14 protein-coding genes and 1 pseudogene are annotated in these 15,339 nt (G+C 45.3%); 11 read left to right on the top strand and 4 right to left on the bottom strand.

All coding sequences use genetic code 11. The features are described from left to right. Positions 1–27: 27 nt before the first annotated feature. The 5 genes from DXB91_RS04455 (at position 28) to DXB91_RS04435 (ending at position 4,335) form a co-directional block, all read left to right on the top strand. On the top strand, positions 28–1,032 hold the full coding sequence (locus tag DXB91_RS04455) for an AIR synthase family protein (RefSeq protein WP_118016927.1): 1,005 nt from the start codon (positions 28–30) through the stop codon (positions 1,030–1,032). 10 nt (positions 1,033–1,042) lie between these two features. Beyond that, on the top strand, positions 1,043–1,540 hold the full coding sequence (trmL, locus tag DXB91_RS04450) for a tRNA (uridine(34)/cytosine(34)/5-carboxymethylaminomethyluridine(34)-2'-O)-methyltransferase TrmL (RefSeq protein ID WP_022216959.1): 498 nt from the start codon (positions 1,043–1,045) through the stop codon (positions 1,538–1,540). 19 nt (positions 1,541–1,559) lie between these two features. Further along, positions 1,560–2,627 carry a WYL domain-containing protein gene (locus DXB91_RS04445; RefSeq protein ID WP_055224063.1) on the top strand — a complete coding sequence of 356 codons (1,068 nt, stop codon included), beginning with the start codon at positions 1,560–1,562 and terminating at the stop codon, positions 2,625–2,627. Between the two features lie 115 nt (positions 2,628–2,742). Continuing rightward, positions 2,743–3,279 (top strand): sigma-70 family RNA polymerase sigma factor, encoded by a 537-nt coding sequence (locus tag DXB91_RS04440; protein WP_055224066.1) that lies wholly within the window; start codon positions 2,743–2,745, stop codon positions 3,277–3,279. A gap of 15 nt (positions 3,280–3,294) precedes the next feature. Beyond that, positions 3,295–4,335 carry a hypothetical protein gene (locus DXB91_RS04435; RefSeq protein WP_118016926.1) on the top strand — a complete coding sequence of 347 codons (1,041 nt, stop codon included), beginning with the start codon at positions 3,295–3,297 and terminating at the stop codon, positions 4,333–4,335. A 69-nt stretch (positions 4,336–4,404) separates the two neighbouring features. Here DXB91_RS04435 and DXB91_RS04430 read toward each other — a convergent pair whose 3' ends face one another. From DXB91_RS04430 to DXB91_RS04420, 3 genes are all read right to left on the bottom strand, one after another. Further along, positions 4,405–5,973 (bottom strand): sensor histidine kinase, encoded by a 1,569-nt coding sequence (locus tag DXB91_RS04430; protein WP_243003517.1) that lies wholly within the window; start codon positions 5,971–5,973, stop codon positions 4,405–4,407. Further along, positions 5,973–6,707, bottom strand: coding sequence for a response regulator transcription factor (locus DXB91_RS04425; RefSeq protein ID WP_015534659.1), 735 nt, complete (start codon positions 6,705–6,707; stop codon positions 5,973–5,975). The genes DXB91_RS04430 and DXB91_RS04425 overlap by 1 nt, the downstream gene beginning before the upstream one ends. A gap of 86 nt (positions 6,708–6,793) precedes the next feature. Further along, entirely contained in the window at positions 6,794–9,259 is a 2,466-nt protein-coding gene (locus DXB91_RS04420) for an endonuclease MutS2 (protein ID WP_118016924.1), read from the bottom strand. A gap of 420 nt (positions 9,260–9,679) precedes the next feature. On the opposite strand from DXB91_RS04420, the gene DXB91_RS04415 reads away from it, so the two are divergent. The 6 genes from DXB91_RS04415 to DXB91_RS14245 all read left to right on the top strand — a co-directional run bounded on the left by DXB91_RS04415 (position 9,680) and on the right by DXB91_RS14245 (position 14,703). Next, positions 9,680–10,117, top strand: a complete 438-nt coding sequence (locus DXB91_RS04415) for a hypothetical protein (protein ID WP_022216954.1) — start codon at positions 9,680–9,682, stop codon at positions 10,115–10,117. Between the two features lie 139 nt (positions 10,118–10,256). Then, positions 10,257–11,201, top strand: coding sequence for a 3'-5' exoribonuclease YhaM family protein (locus DXB91_RS04410; protein WP_022216953.1), 945 nt, complete (start codon positions 10,257–10,259; stop codon positions 11,199–11,201). Positions 11,202–11,228: 27 nt separating this feature from the next. Next, positions 11,229–12,752, top strand: coding sequence for a 23S rRNA (uracil(1939)-C(5))-methyltransferase RlmD (rlmD, locus tag DXB91_RS04405; protein WP_118016923.1), 1,524 nt, complete (start codon positions 11,229–11,231; stop codon positions 12,750–12,752). A gap of 275 nt (positions 12,753–13,027) precedes the next feature. Next, positions 13,028–13,957, top strand: a complete 930-nt coding sequence (locus DXB91_RS04400; protein ID WP_004851946.1) for a hypothetical protein — start codon at positions 13,028–13,030, stop codon at positions 13,955–13,957. 20 nt (positions 13,958–13,977) lie between these two features. Next, positions 13,978–14,463 (top strand): hypothetical protein, encoded by a 486-nt coding sequence (locus DXB91_RS04395; RefSeq protein WP_118016922.1) that lies wholly within the window; start codon positions 13,978–13,980, stop codon positions 14,461–14,463. A 102-nt stretch (positions 14,464–14,565) separates the two neighbouring features. Further along, a complete protein-coding gene (locus DXB91_RS14245) occupies positions 14,566–14,703 on the top strand; it encodes a hypothetical protein (RefSeq protein WP_167530861.1) in 138 nt (45 codons plus the stop codon). Positions 14,704–14,854: 151 nt separating this feature from the next. Here the strand turns inward: DXB91_RS14245 and DXB91_RS14735 are convergent. Further along, positions 14,855–15,285 (bottom strand): annotated as a pseudogene (locus tag DXB91_RS14735) (phage portal protein); the annotation flags it as partial. Between the last annotated feature and the right edge of the window lie 54 nt (positions 15,286–15,339).

Below are 15,339 nucleotides of genomic sequence, written 5' to 3'. Positions count from 1 at the left end.
GAAAACAGGTCGAATTGGAGAGTAGATATGAGAGGAAAGTTTGGAGAGCACCAGACGGTGCGATCGATACTTAAGAGTCTGCCACGTACTGTCCACGACGATGTGACGAGAGCCGGAATAGGAGATGACTATGCCCGGCTCTTGTTGCGTGATGGGGGTAGCGGAGACACCGGCGCAGCTAAAAGCGTGAATGTTGCGGCTGGTGTGTGCTGTGACAGCGGGTATATGGGACTCAGACTTGATATAGTGAGACTTTACAACAGTATAAGGATTGGCGGATATATGCCATGGGCGGCAGTAGATACCATAGTTATGCCTAATGACGATGAACGACGCATGAAGAAACTGCTCAGAAAGCTTGCGGGCATATGTGCGGAGTACGGCGTTGACATAGTGACGGGACATACTGAGGTGAACAGTTCTGTTGCCGAGCCAATTATAAGTTTGACAATGATGGGAATATCTGTAGGTCAGGAACATGCAGGATATGATGATTTAGACCTGTGTGGATCAAAACGACTGGCCGGTATGGACATTGTTATGTGTGGACAGACTGGTGTTGGTGGAACCCTGAAGATCTATTATGATAATCAGAAGGAGCTTTTTGAGAGGTATTCGGAGAGCTATCTGAGACCTGTGGAGCAGCTCGAGCAGCTTATACTGCTTGGCGGCCAGGTTGACATAGCATTAGATCATGGCTGTATATATTCACACGATATATCGAGGGGCGGCGTATTTGCAGCTCTCTGGGAGATGGGAGATGCGCTGAAGTGCGGGCTTGAGGTATGTCATGACAATATACCGATACTTCAGGAGACAATAGAGATATGTGAGCACACCGGGGATAATCCGTATATGATAGATGGTTGTGGTTCTGCACTCTTCGTAGTTCCGGATGGAAAATTGCTGGCTGATAAGCTCTATGAGGCAGGATATGAGGCTTCAGTCATAGGCCATCTTACGGAAAAAAGCGATAGGGTTGTAGTGCACGACGACGAGAGGAGATTTCTTACACCGCCAAGGTTTTTATAGGAGGAGTAGTATGCTAAATATAGTATTACATGAGCCGGAGATCCCGGCCAATACAGGCAACATAGGAAGAACATGTGTGGCAGCAGGCGCAAGACTGCATCTCATAGAGCCGCTGGGCTTCCAGATAAATGAGAAACAGCTGAAGCGTGCCGGGCTTGATTACTGGGACAAGCTGGATGTGACAACATATGTGAATTTCGAGGATTTCCTTGCAAAGAATCCCGGAGCAAAGATATACATGGCGACAACCAAAGCCAGGAAGAAGTATACAGATGTGAAGTTTGAGGATGACGCATACATCATGTTCGGCAAGGAGAGTGCGGGTATACCTGAGGAGATCCTGGTTGATTATAAGGATACATCTATCAGGATTCCAATGTTCCCGGACATTCGTTCACTGAATCTGGGCAACTCTGTGGCAATAGTGCTGTATGAAGCACTCAGACAGAATGATTTCCCAGGTCTAGAGGAAGCAGGAAATCTACATCGCCTTAGTTGGGACATGTAGTGATAGAGGGGGAATATACATGGCGTATCCTACAAGTGGAAAAAAGATGCTGAACATATGCATTCTGGACATACTGAAGAAATACACGGACTGTGACCACACCATGGATCAGAAGGATATCATAGCGAAGCTCAAAGAGGACTATGATATCACCGTGGACAGAAAATCCGTAAAGGCAAATCTCAACTGTCTGGTGGATTATGGCTATGACATTGAGTACACCGAGACTGAGCGAGAAAAGAAGGATGGCACAAAGGAGATACTCACGTCGAACTGGTATTACAACCACGAGTTTGACGATGCAGAGCTTCGAATGATGATAGACAGTATCCTGTTCTCCAAGACCATACCGGCTGGTCAGGCAAGCCAGCTCATAGACAAGATAGCAGGTCTGTCAAATATATATTTTACAAACAAGATGACGCATGTGAGCAGTCTTCCGGGTCTCGAGCACACCAGCAACAAGCAGACACTGTTCAACGTGGGAATGATAGACGATGCCATATCTGAGAAGAAGCAGATATCATTTGTGTACAATAATTATGGTGAGGACAAGAAGCTTCATCCGAGGCGGGAGGAGCCGTACGTAGTCAATCCGTATCAGATGGTGGCGAATGACGGAAAGTATTACCTCATCTGCAATTACGACAAGTATGACAATCTGTCGAATTACAGAGTGGATAAGATGACACAGGTCCAGATAGTTGACAGGCCTGTGAAGAACCGCACAGAGGTAAAGGGAATGGAGCATGGACTCAACCTTCCAAAGCATATGGCTGAGCATATCTATATGTTTGCCGATGAGCCGGTGACCATAGTGATGCGTGTCAGAAAGGCTGCCATATCGGATGTGGTGGATTGGTTTGGAAGAAACTTTGATGTGGTCGATGAAAATATAGCCAGACAGTACGAAGGCTTCAGGGAGACTGAGGATGATGTAACTTACGTGCGGCTTGTGTGCAGCCGTCAGGCGATGGCGCACTGGGCGATGCAGTATGGAACCTCGGTGGAGGTCATTTATCCCACAGAGCTCAGAGCCCAGATCGGTGAGGCTGTAAAGGAAATGAATAACAAATATAATAATTAAAGAGATGGCTGTCAGTATAATTCAAAAAACTGGCAGCTTTTTTATAAAAAAAATTGCTTTTACTGCAAGAAAACACAGATTTTGATCGGAATATATATTAGAAACACACGGGGAGGTGAATGATATAGTAACCAGGAACAATTATATATCGAAGCTGAAACGGCATAATGAGAAAGCTCTGGAGTTTGTGGTTCAGGAATATGGCGGGCAGGTGAAAGCCGCTGTGTACAAGAATCTTTCGGGCATGCCGGAGGAAATTGAAGAGTGCATGGACGATGTGTTTCTGGATGTATGGAACAATATAGACAGATTTGACGAGAGCAAAGGCTCGTTCAGAAGCTGGATAACGGCAATTGCAAGATTCAGATCCATAGATTATCTGAGAAGATACAGCAGAAGATGTTCGGAGGAAGACATAGCAGACTATGAGAACAAGCTTGCAAATGACAACCTGCTGGAGATACTCAATGAGGAGATATCGGACAGCATGGAAAAGCTGCTGAGTGGTTTGTCGGACGAAGACAGGGACATCATTCTGAGGTACTACTGGGATGACCAGTGTGTAGATGAGATAGCGGAAGATTATGGGGTATCTTCATCATCTATCTACAGCAGAATGTCCAGAGCAAGAAGTCGATTGAAACAAGTGTAAAGGCGGTGAATGATCATGAAAAACGGAAAAGACAGAAATGTATATGATGTTATGAACGATGTAAATGTGGACATTGAGACCATGGATATGTCGGATGAAGAGAAGGATGCCTGTGTGAAGAGGCTCAGGCACAAGGTGAAGGTGAGGGAAACCGGAAGAAATCATGGATGGAAGACGGTGGCAGCGGCAGTGGCGGCTGTTCTGATCCTGTCGGGAGGCGGACTGACATATGCGGCAGAGAACGGCTCGCTGGCATGGTTTTTTGATAGTCTGAGCAGGGAGACAGGAAGTGTTATTCCATCAAAATATGTGGACGAGAGCTACATAAATAACGAGTATAAGGGCAGTGTAAAGGTGATAACCGAGTCCGATGCAAAAGTAAGCTTTGATCTGAAGAAGGTAGCAGTGGATGGCGATCAGGTCAACATTGCGATGGTGATCACATACGATGACTTTGACACAGAAAAATATGAGAGCTTTGATGCTCAGATGCAGATAATAGAAGGCGGTGCGAACATCGTCAGTGAATATGCGGGCAGCACGGCTCCTGGCGATGGAATCTCGCTCACGAACAAGCAGACAATGTCTGATATTGTATACAAGTTAAAAAAGAAAAATGCATACAAGGTGGGGGATGTCATCACCATGAGATGTAACAGCATTACCCTGTTCAACAAAAATAAATCAAGTGATGGCGCGGTCACCTATGTAGCAGACGAAGTGGATGGCCCTTGGACCTTACAGTTTAAGGTTCAGGATGATATGCAGGGACATAGTGTGGATGTATCCGGCATAGATGGCATTGAAAAATGTACAATAAATACAAAGGGCATAACCATTGACATTGTTGAAAATGCGGCGGTCGATGATGACTCGCTGGAGAATATAATACTTGAGATGACAGACAATAAAGAATTGAAAGATGTAGTATATGGAATCGGCAAGACCGGTGATGGCGACAGCATACAGAGAATGGAGTTGAACTTCACTAAGCCGATAGATGTTTCACAGGTGAAAAATGTGTGGATAGATGGTAGGAAATGTAAAGTGAAATAAATAGAGCCGGGGTATTACAACAGAGACATTCTCTGGGGTAATACCCCGGCTTTAATATTCTGCGATATGTTATGAGTCCTTGATCCTGAATTTGCCATTGCTCTTCACGCCAGACGATGATATGTCTGTATCGGAGTGGTGTTCAGTGTGCTCGACATGCACAGGCTTGATAGGCACCTGCATATCCTTCTCCTTAGGAAGAGAGAAGATAAATTCGCTTCCCTCGCCCTCCTCGGATGTAAGGGTGATCTGCTCGCCGTGAGCCTTGATGATCTCCTTGGTTATTGCCAGTCCCAGTCCGGTTCCGGTCTTGTCCTTGCCACGGCTCGGATCCGTCTTGTAGAATCTCTCAAATACCTTCTTCTGGGCATCCTTTGGAATTCCCACACCCTCATCCTTGACACTTGTAAATATCTTGTTGTCCTTCTCGGTCACCTGAACTCTGATCTGACGTCCCTCAGGTGTGAACTTTATGGCGTTGTCAACCAGATTGTATATAACCTGCTGTATCTTGGTCCTGTCGGCATATACCACGGTGTTGTCCGTGAGAAAGACGCTGTCCAGGAAAATTCCCCTGTCATTACATCTCTTTTCAAATGTATTGATGGTTGGCGTGATGATATCCCTGATATCGAAGTTGGACTTGTCAAGCTGCAGGTCAAATGAGTCAAAGTTGTTCAGCTCCAGAAGTCCCTGTGTCAGCTTGGTCAGTCTCTGTGCCTCATTTAACACTATGCCGAGGTACTTCTCATGCTTTTCCAGTGGAATAGTGCCGTCCAGCATGGCCTCTATGTAACCCTTGATGGATGTGAGTGGCGATCTGAAGTCATGGGATATATTTGATATAAATGACTTCCTGTACTCATTTGAACGGCTCAGCTCATCTGCCATCTCCTCCATGTATCTCGCAAGTTCGCCGAATTCGTTCTTCGCGGTCACATTTACCCTGGCATTGAAGTTACCCTGGGCGTATGACTTGGACGTCTTGATGATCTCACGTATAGGCTTGAGCAGGCTGTTTGACATGAGCATAAGCGCGATCATGGCTATCAGCATGAGAATCAGGAATGGCACAAATGTCGTTGAAAGCATCCTGCTCTTTATATCCTGCTTGAATGTCATAGGTGATGTCAGGATGATAGTTCCCATGTAATTGTTCCACGAGTAGAGAGGCTGGCCGATCACCAGAGTGTCCTCCGAGAAATAGCCGCCAAATGTATTCTCGAAGCAGAATGATGCAAACAATTCATCCGGTTCCACATAATTCTTGAGGTTGTCATTTGTGCTGCTGTGTGAATCTGAATCCTTGGAAGACCCACCGGATTCACTGCTTCCTGAAGAGCTTCCCGACCTGAAAATAATGTTGCTGCGTTCATCGGTGAGCCAGATTCCCATGTCCAGGGTATCCGCCGCATGTTGAAGCTCCTTGTATAATTCCTTGCTGTCAATGGTTCCGTTGCTGTAATCAGTCATGGCGCCATCGGCAAGCATTGTGATCTCGTTCTTCATGGTGGATTTGCGCTCTGAGAGAACAGAATTCTGTGCTGTTGATATACTGTACACCATGAGCAGTGCAAATATGATCACAACCAGCACTACGAATCCGACCACGATCTTGTCAAATGCTGTTTTCTTCATTATGATCTCCATTCAAACTTGTAGCCTATGCCCCATACAGTGGCAATGCTCCAGTTATGATTGTTGTTCAGCTTCTCACGAAGTCTCTTGATATGTACATCCACGGTTCTAGTGTCGCCCACATACTCGTATCCCCACAGCTTGTCCAGAAGCTGCTCCCTGGTGAATACCTGATTTGGTCTGCTGGCGAGGAAGTAGAGGATCTCCAGCTCCTTTGGCGGCATCTCGAGATTGTGTCCCTCAAAGGTTACTGTGTAGTTGGAGATATTTACGACCAGCCCGTCATACTCCACAAATGTACCTACATGGTCTGCACTTGTGACATCGTAAGCTGCGCTCTGTGGCTGCTTCTGTGCACTCTCAGTCATGGCTGACCTTCTGAGAAGGGCGCCGACCCTTGCCACCAGCTCATTGGAGTCAAATGGCTTGACGATATAATCATCTGCACCGATCTTAAGCCCCAGCACCTTGTCAAATACCTCACCCTTGGCCGAGAGCATGATGATAGGTGTATTCGATGTCTTCCTTATCTCTGTGCACACCTGATAGCCGTCCATTCCCGGAAGCATGACATCCAGGAGAACCAGATCAGGTGAATATTCTTCAAATAACTGTAGAGCTTCCGTTCCGCTTGCGGCTATCTCGGTCTCATAACACTCTTTGTTGAGGTAGAGTGATATAAGCTCTGCGATGTTCTCGTCGTCGTCAACGATGAGAATATTATTTTTGCTCATATATATAAACCTCCCAGTAAATTTATAATAATATAGTTTGTAAAAAATCCGAAGGCGTACACCGATTTCATTGTTGAAGCATTATTTTAAAGTTCCACTATGGTGACTCCCGCATCACCCTCTCCGAATTCGCCAAGTCTGAAGGATTTGACATGTGGCTGTGATTTCAGGAACTGATGTATTCCCTTTCGAAGAGCACCGGTGCCCTTGCCATGGATGATAGTGACTCTGTGCAGATGTGCCATAAGGGCATCATCAAGGAATCTGTCCACAAGTGATGTGGCTTCGTCGACCGTCATTCCGAGAACATTTATCTCAGGCTTGATATTCATCATCCTGTTCATGCTCTTGCCACCTGTGACTGTGGCCTTCTGCGGTTTCTTCTTCTCATGCTCAACCAGCAGAAGATCAGTAGGTGGAAGAGCCGCGCTGATTATACCCATCTGGACCTTCAGCTTACCCTTGGAGTCAGCCAGTGCCATGATGGTTCCCTCGGAATCCATGCTGATAACATGTACGGTATCGCCAACCTTGAAGTCGGATGCCTTGTGGTCTGACTTTACAGTTTTGCGCTTCTCCTCGTTCATCTTGCCGAGGTCGTTGATCTTCGCGCGGAGTTTCTGTCTCTCGGCCTCCATCGCCTTGGCATCGGCCTTTGCCGGGTTAGTGGTCCATTTGTTGTATTTCCTTATAGCGGCATCGGCCTCAGCCTTCGCCTCCTCTATGATCTCGGATGCCTCCTGGCGCGCCTTTGCCAGAATCTCGGCTTTCTTGTCTGAGAGCTCTGTATCCTTCATCTGTGCACGTTCCTGAAGCTGCTTTGCATCCTCCTTGAGTCTTGCAATGTCGGCTTTGTCCTGTTCAATCTCCCTCTTGCTTCTCTCGAGATCCGCGATCAGGGTCTCAAAGTCAACTGTATCGCTGTCGATATTGGCCTTGGCGCTCTCGATGATGCTATCGTCGATGCCAAGCTTCTTCGCTATGGCGAAAGCATTTGACTTTCCCGGAATACCAATCATAAGCTTGTAAGTTGGCTGGAGTGTTGCCACGTCAAATTCGCAGCTTGCATTTTCGACACCCGGTGTGCTCATGGCAAATGTCTTGAGCTCACTGTAGTGTGTGGTTGCCATACATCTGACACCCATGTCGTTCAGATGTGACAGGATGGCGATGGCAAGTGCTGCACCCTCTATAGGGTCCGTACCGCCGCCCAGCTCGTCGAAGAGAACCAGACTGCCGGGGGTGACATGATCCAGTATGTACACGATGTTGCTCATGTGGGATGAGAATGTGGACAGATTCTGCTCTATACTCTGCTCATCTCCGATATCGGCAAATACGTCGTCAAATACATTCAGTCTTGAACCGTCAAGTGCCGGAATATGAAGTCCGGACTGTCCCATGAGTGAGAAGAGTCCCAGAGTCTTAAGTGATACCGTCTTACCACCGGTGTTAGGACCGGTCACGATGAGGAGGTTGTAGTCCTCACCCAGTTTGATGTCCACAGGTACGACGGTGTGCTTCTCCAGCAGCGGATGTCTCCCCTGCTTTATATCGACGATCCCATCGGTGTTGAATACCGGTTCGGTTCCCTTGTAGCTTCTTGCAAATGAAGCTCTTGCAAAGATGAAATCCAGTTCAGCCAGAGTGTCGAAGTCGTATTTTATGTATTCGATCTCCGCTGCGGTCTGCGCTGACAGAGATTCAAGTATCTTCTCAATCTCGGCAAGCTCCTGATTGTCCAGCTCCTTCAGCTCGTTGTTCAGGTTCACGATGGCCATAGGCTCGATGAACACTGTTGCTCCGGTCGACGACTGGTCGTGTATCATACCAGGAAAATGGTTCTTGTACTCGGCCTTGACCGGGATACAGTATCTGCCGTTTCTCATGGTTACCAGGTTATCCTGGAACATGGTCTGCTTGCTGGTATCGCTGACAAGCTTTGCAAGCTGGTTGTGCAGCTTTTCATTTGTCAGACGCTTGTTCCTTCGTACGGCCTTGAGCCCTGATGAAGCGTCATCGGCAAATTCGTTCTCGGAAATTATGCATCTGTGGATCTCCCTGGACAGATGCTCCAGAGGCATGAGCTCCAGAAATCTCGTGCGCAGGCTGTCCGGACATGTGGTGCCATCCGGGTTCATGCTGAGCCCGAGCATCTTGTTGGAAGCCTTCTCTTCCTCAATCTGCTCCTTGCTGCGCCTTCTCGTATCTGTCATGCTTGTGCCTTCGTTCTCACCATATCTTTTGGCGGTGAGTGCGAGGTCCAGCATGCTTGCCACATCAAGCAGTTCTGCGGTGGTGAGGATTCCCTCAACCTCAAGTCTCTTTAGAGATGCCCCGATATCTTTAAGTCCTGCAAATGATAGATTGCCCTGGGTGTTCAGACGACGAAGAGCATCCCTTGTCTCCTGCTGGAGCGTCTCGATCATGGCGAGATCCTTGCGGGGCTTTATGCGCTGACACTTCCTCTTCGCCATGGGTGATGAGGCAAATGTTGTCAGCATCTCAACTATTTTGTTGTATTCTATAACTCTTAATGTTCTTAGATTCATTTTCTGTGTTCCTTATTATTTAACTTTTTATTTTATAGTGCTTATGTAAATTCGTTTATATAAATATGTTCATACAAATGCAGATTTGTAAAATTCATATGCACGGGCATGAATCTTGTGATCATATGATGAATAGGATCAGTGTTTAACTCGATAAGTGCATGAAAAGCATAATTAAATATACATAAAGTCTCTAATTCTACACATACATAATTGATTATACCCCTTATAATTATAGAGCGTCAACATATTGCAGGTGTAGAAATAGGCACATTTTCCCTGATTAATTCAGCGGCTGTGGTTGCGGGAGAAACACAAAGCTGATATTATAAAATACAGTTTGATCTGGGAAAAATAAAGCGATATATGACTTAAGACAAAGAGAGTTACGTATTACAAAAGGAAGAGGAGAAAAAGCGGATGAAAGAGTTATTGCAGTTTTTGTTGGGGATAGTATTGATGATAGCAGGCGGTGTGATGTTTCTTAAGAATGTCGTCGTGTCCGACTGGGGACTTTTAAGTTCACTGTTTCGTATAGGTGGTGGTGTGAATATTGGAGGAATCTTTATTGTCCTGCTGGTCATCGCATTTATCGCACTTTTGGTTAAGCCGAACATGGGAACAGGACTTGTGTTCACAGGACTTTGTATAGCATTCTTTGTATGCATCATAATATCATTGAATGTTTCACTGAGATATATGTCAGGACTTGAGCTTACACTTATTCTTGGAACACTTTGCGTGGGAATAGCATTTGTCATCAAGGGGCTGTTTGGAGTGAGAAAGCTTGACAGGGAAGAATCACGGAAGAATGGGAAGGCTGCTTCAGATAAGCTTCATGAGTATGATAAGATGTGATGTGGGGGGATATGGTAATATAGGCGGTTGTGGAAATGTTCAGTAAATACTGGATTTTCACAACCGCCTATTGTATTCTTATATATGATTAAAATGTAAATAACATATTAATAATTAAGCATAGAAAGAGGAAAGAAAAATGGTATTTATAACAGATTTCAATGAAGGCGACATGATATCAAATGTCTATCTCTGCAAGAACAAGCAGACAGGAACTACAAAATCAGGAAAGACATATTACAACCTGGAGCTTGTGGATAAGACAGGAAGTATAGCCGGAAAGGTCTGGGAGCTGAGCAATGCGATAGGACACTTTGAGTCAAAGAACTTTATCAAGGTGGATGGTCAGGTCACATCATTTAACAATGAGCTTCAGCTCAATATCAAGAAGATTCGTATTGCAGATGAGGGAGAATACTCAGAGGCTGATTATATGCCGTGTACCAAGAAAGATATAGAGCAGATGTACAAGGATCTTATGGCTCTCGTGGAATCACTCGACAAGGATTATTACAAGGTGCTTCTGAAGAAATTCTTCGCCGAGGATCCTGCATTTGTCAAGGAATTCAAGAATCATTCAGCGGCAAAATCTATACACCATGGATACATAGGAGGCCTCTTGGAGCACTCGCTGGCAGTTGCCAAGATGTGCGACTACTACACTACATATTATCCGGTGCTCAACAGAGATCTGCTGATCACAGCGGCACTTCTCCACGACATTGGCAAGGTCTACGAGATCTCCAAGTTCCCTGAGAACGACTACACAGACGCAGGTCAGCTTCTGGGACACATAGTCATGGGAACGATGATGATCCGCGATAAGATCAATACCATAGACAATTTCCCTGCCAAGGCGGCAAATGAGCTGGAGCACTGCATACTGGCTCACCACGGGGAGCTTGAGTACGGCTCACCAAAGAAGCCGGCACTCATCGAGGCTCTGGCACTGTCCATGGCGGACAACACAGACGCCAAGATCCAGACATTTATCCAGGAGCTGGATGCGGCAAAGGACAACAATGGCTGGCTGGGCTTCAACAGAGCTCTCCAGTCCAACATCCGAAAGACGTCGGATAATTAATAACGGCAATAGGAAGAGAGATAGTATATGTCAGATATTAGGAACAATAGGAGACCTAAGAACAATAGACGAGTAAATGGTATGCAGAGAAAAAATACCATGGAGGCAGTGAATAGTGCAAGTTCAGTTGTTAGAACATCCGGAACGGATGCGGCAAATACTGGTGAAGTCACACTTGTCAAAAATGAGGATTATCAGGTGCTCATCGAGGACATGGGCAATGACGGAGAGGGCATTGGACACGTTCAGGGCATGACTGTATTTGTCAAGGATGCCGTGGTGGGCGATCTGGCGGAGGTGAAGATCGTCAAGGTGAAGAAGAACATAGCCTACGGAAGATTGATGAAGCTCATCACACCATCGCCATACCGTGTGGAGCCGGTGTGCGACAAGGCGAAACGATGCGGTGGATGCACCATGCAGCAGGTTTCCTATGAGCAGCAGCTCGAATACAAGTGGAACAAGGTGAAGAACTGTCTGCAGAGGATCGGCAAGATGGAGAACGTGGAAGCCATCATGGAAAAGCCAGCCTACGGCATGGATGATCCATTTCACTACAGGAATAAAGCACAGTTCCCTGTCGGTAGGGACAAGAACGGCAATGTGGTCATCGGATTCTACGCAGGAAGAAGCCACGACATCATAGACACAGAGAGCTGTGCCATCGGTGCGCCAGTGAATGACAAAATAGTTGCTATCGTCAGAAGCTTCATTGAGGACAATCACATATCGACCTACGACGAGGAGACTGGAAGAGGTCTGGTCAGACATATCCTTATCAGAGTTGGATTTACCACCAAGGAGATCATGGTGTGTCTGGTGACAAATGGCAACAAGCTTCCGCACAGTGAGATTTTGATAGATGAACTGGTTAAGATAGACGGCATGACATCCATTTGCCTGAATGTCAACATGGAGAATACGAACCGTATACTCGGTGATAAGTGCATAACCCTCTGGGGACAGTCATACATCACGGACTATATCGGTGACATCAAATATCAGATATCCCCATTGTCCTTCTATCAGGTAAATCCTGTCCAGACAAATGTCCTGTACAACAAGGCTTTGGAGTATGCGGACCTGTCCGGTGACGAGACCGTGTGGGACATGTACTGCGGAATAGGAACCATATCCTTGTTCCTCGCGCAGAAGGCAAAGAAGGTATACGGAGTGGAGATCGTTCCACAGGCTATAGATGATGCAAGACACAACGCCGAGATCAACGGGATCACAAATGCCGAGTTCTTTGTCGGTAAGGCAGAGGAAGTCGTTCCCGACATATACAAGAAGGGCGGCGACGGCTCCCACGCGGACGTCGTGGTCGTAGACCCGCCACGAAAGGGCTGTGATCAGGTTCTTCTGGATACTCTGGTCCATATGGCACCGGAGCGTATCGTCTACGTGAGCTGCGACCCGGCAACCTTGGCAAGGGATGTGAAGATACTTCAGGAGAAGGGGTATGTGGCGAATAAGGTGGCGGTTGTTGATCAGTTTTGTCACAGCGGGCATGTGGAGAGCGTGTGCTTGCTGTCAAGGAAAGATAAATAAAGGCTGAAAAGTAGCGTATTTCCGGGCTTTTTGCGAGGTTAGCATCATCAGAGAAGCCTTGCGGAAAGCTCGGTTTTCTTGTATGGAAACATATCTACTTTTTAGCCTGACCGGAGAAAAAGTCGATGATCGGAAAAATGCGGTAGGGTTTAGGCTGTGGATTAGATGTCATAGGTTGTGGCACTGGGATTGTTGTCAGAAACGACCGCAGTTCAAGCCACTTGATATTAAGAGGCAGACTTGGCAGTGAAATAGATAACAGGAGGTGGCTATGTATGATTTGTGCTTATTGTGGAAAAGAAGCTAAAGGGACTAAAGAGCATATAATATCAAGTGGAATACTTGGATTATTTCCGGAATGCTTCGCAACAATAGACGGAGAGAGAAGTATCGTGCATCAAGGGGACCCTATGGTGAAGGATGTTTGTGCAGACTGTAATAACAATAGGATTTCGTACATCGATTCTTATGCAAAAGAATTTATTGAGAAGTATTTTTTAGTGAAGTACAAAAAAGATGACACTCTTTCTGTAGAATATGACTATACAATGATTCAAAAAATGTGTTTGAAGTTTGCGTTCAATGACTTGAGGGCTAGGAAGAAGGATGTATCTTTTTTTGATGATGAAGTAAAAGAATTCTTGTTGAATGAAGAAAAAAGTAGTCCGCTAGGGAATATTACAATCTTGGCGGGACTTGCAGTAAACACTTCGCCTGCACCGGATTATATGTTTGGAAATATGAAACTCCGCTGGGGAGATTCGCCACTATTACTGGCGAATAGTATTGTCACAAACATTGATTATAATACCGGGCAGATCACCTTGCGAGAGGAGAGGGAAATACAAGAGTTTGAGAATTATGCATTATCGTATGTATTTAGGTTCAATAGTTTACAACTTCTTATACTTTGTTGGGACAGAGATATTAAGGAAGATGTACTCAATAAGAACAACATAATCTTGAAGTATCAATATCCGTACTCCATTTTGGATGCTTCAGGAAATACGGTGTTGTCCAGATGTACTAGTGAAGCAACATATCATCATGAACAGCTAATCGACGTAACATGGGGACAAGGCCTGATGGATGAAATCAGCTATATGCGTGGCACATTTTCTGAACAAAGTGAAAAATATTTTGAAGAAGTTCAGAAACGATGGGATGAAGAAGAACGAAAACTGGCAGAAGAACATCCAAGATAAATAACGCAGGAGGACGATACATGACATTATCAGCAAAACGATTAGGAGAAAGGTGTGGCTTGACAGCAGAGGAAATGAACATCTTATTAAAAGAAGAAGGATTCCTTTCTGGTGAGCCCGGAAATTATTATCCAACAGAGAAAGGAAAACTATTCGTAGTTGAAAAAGGCGATGACAACGGGTACGGTGGTTATGCATTTCGAGGTTGGAATTGGTTCGAATGGGATGAAAGAATCTTAGAAGAAATTGATACGTCAATGGAACGCAAGCGCTACATAAGAGAGAAAACTTCTGAAGAGCGTCGACGCCGCAGAGCAGAGAAGGCTGCTGAATCGGAAGCATACTGGAATAAAGTTAATAGCCAAAACGAAAATCCTATGGGAGGAACTACTACTGAACCAAATGATAGTTCAGCAGGGAAAATAGTTTTAGGAGTACTTGCGTTGGTAGGTTACGGAGCATACATGGCTATAACTCATTTTACAAAAAAGAAGGAGGGAAGTTGATAATAAAATGATTTAAATGTCGTGGAATGAAGTGCCATGTATTCTGAGTGAGTCGTGAACATGAATGGTATTTGCTAAAGGATGATTAAGGAGGAAGGACAAATGGTTAGAGAAGAATTAAAAGCACAGATTGATGAATTAATGAGACAGTATGCTGACGAAGAAATTGACGGAGTTACTTATCAACAAAAGATGATGGAATTAACCACATTGGCTCAGAAAGAAAAAGAGGAAGATTGATAGTCAACTTGTAAGTAAGGGCTCTCCATCACTGGAATTTATCTAGTAATGGAGAGTCTTTTTATGCCTACGAAATTATGAATCTACATTGATACTAACGTCAGATTTAAGTTGGATGGTGATGTGGGCATCCCAGATGATTATCTGGTCATCCCTTATCGTCACGATCCACACTCATTCGATTAGCCATCAGCGGATAGAGAGCGATGACTTCACCTTTGCCATTTCGTATAATTTGCACATAGGCATTTCCATAAAGGAGAAGATGCGTCATCAAGGTCTCTCGGAAGACAAAAGATGTCATTTCCGGATTTGGCTCATCGTGAATCAGTCGATACAGAGGATGCTTGATTGCCTTTTTTTACTACCGGAGTCAGTATACTTATAAATATGAACCGGCAGTCCTGCAATAGACTCCGAAAGAATTCTGACACAGGCGTAGACTGAAGTCATCTGCATGGCACTTCGTTCATTGACGGCTTTGCCAGAGTTGCTTCCACCAAAGAGAAAACGATAGGCACTGCCATTGGTACTGTTGATAGGCTTGTCTCTGGAATGAAATAGCCCCGATAAAAATCCCATAAATATTCCTTTATGCTTTAAGAGGCGTATAAAATTCAAAGTTACATCACAAAA

Origin of the sequence: Coprococcus sp. OM06-34AC (assembly GCF_003462545.1) — a bacterium.
Classification (GTDB): Bacteria; Bacillota; Clostridia; order Lachnospirales; family Lachnospiraceae; genus Coprococcus; species Coprococcus aceti.
Note: the sequence above shows the minus strand (reverse complement) of the source record. Positions and strands in the feature narration are given on the sequence as shown.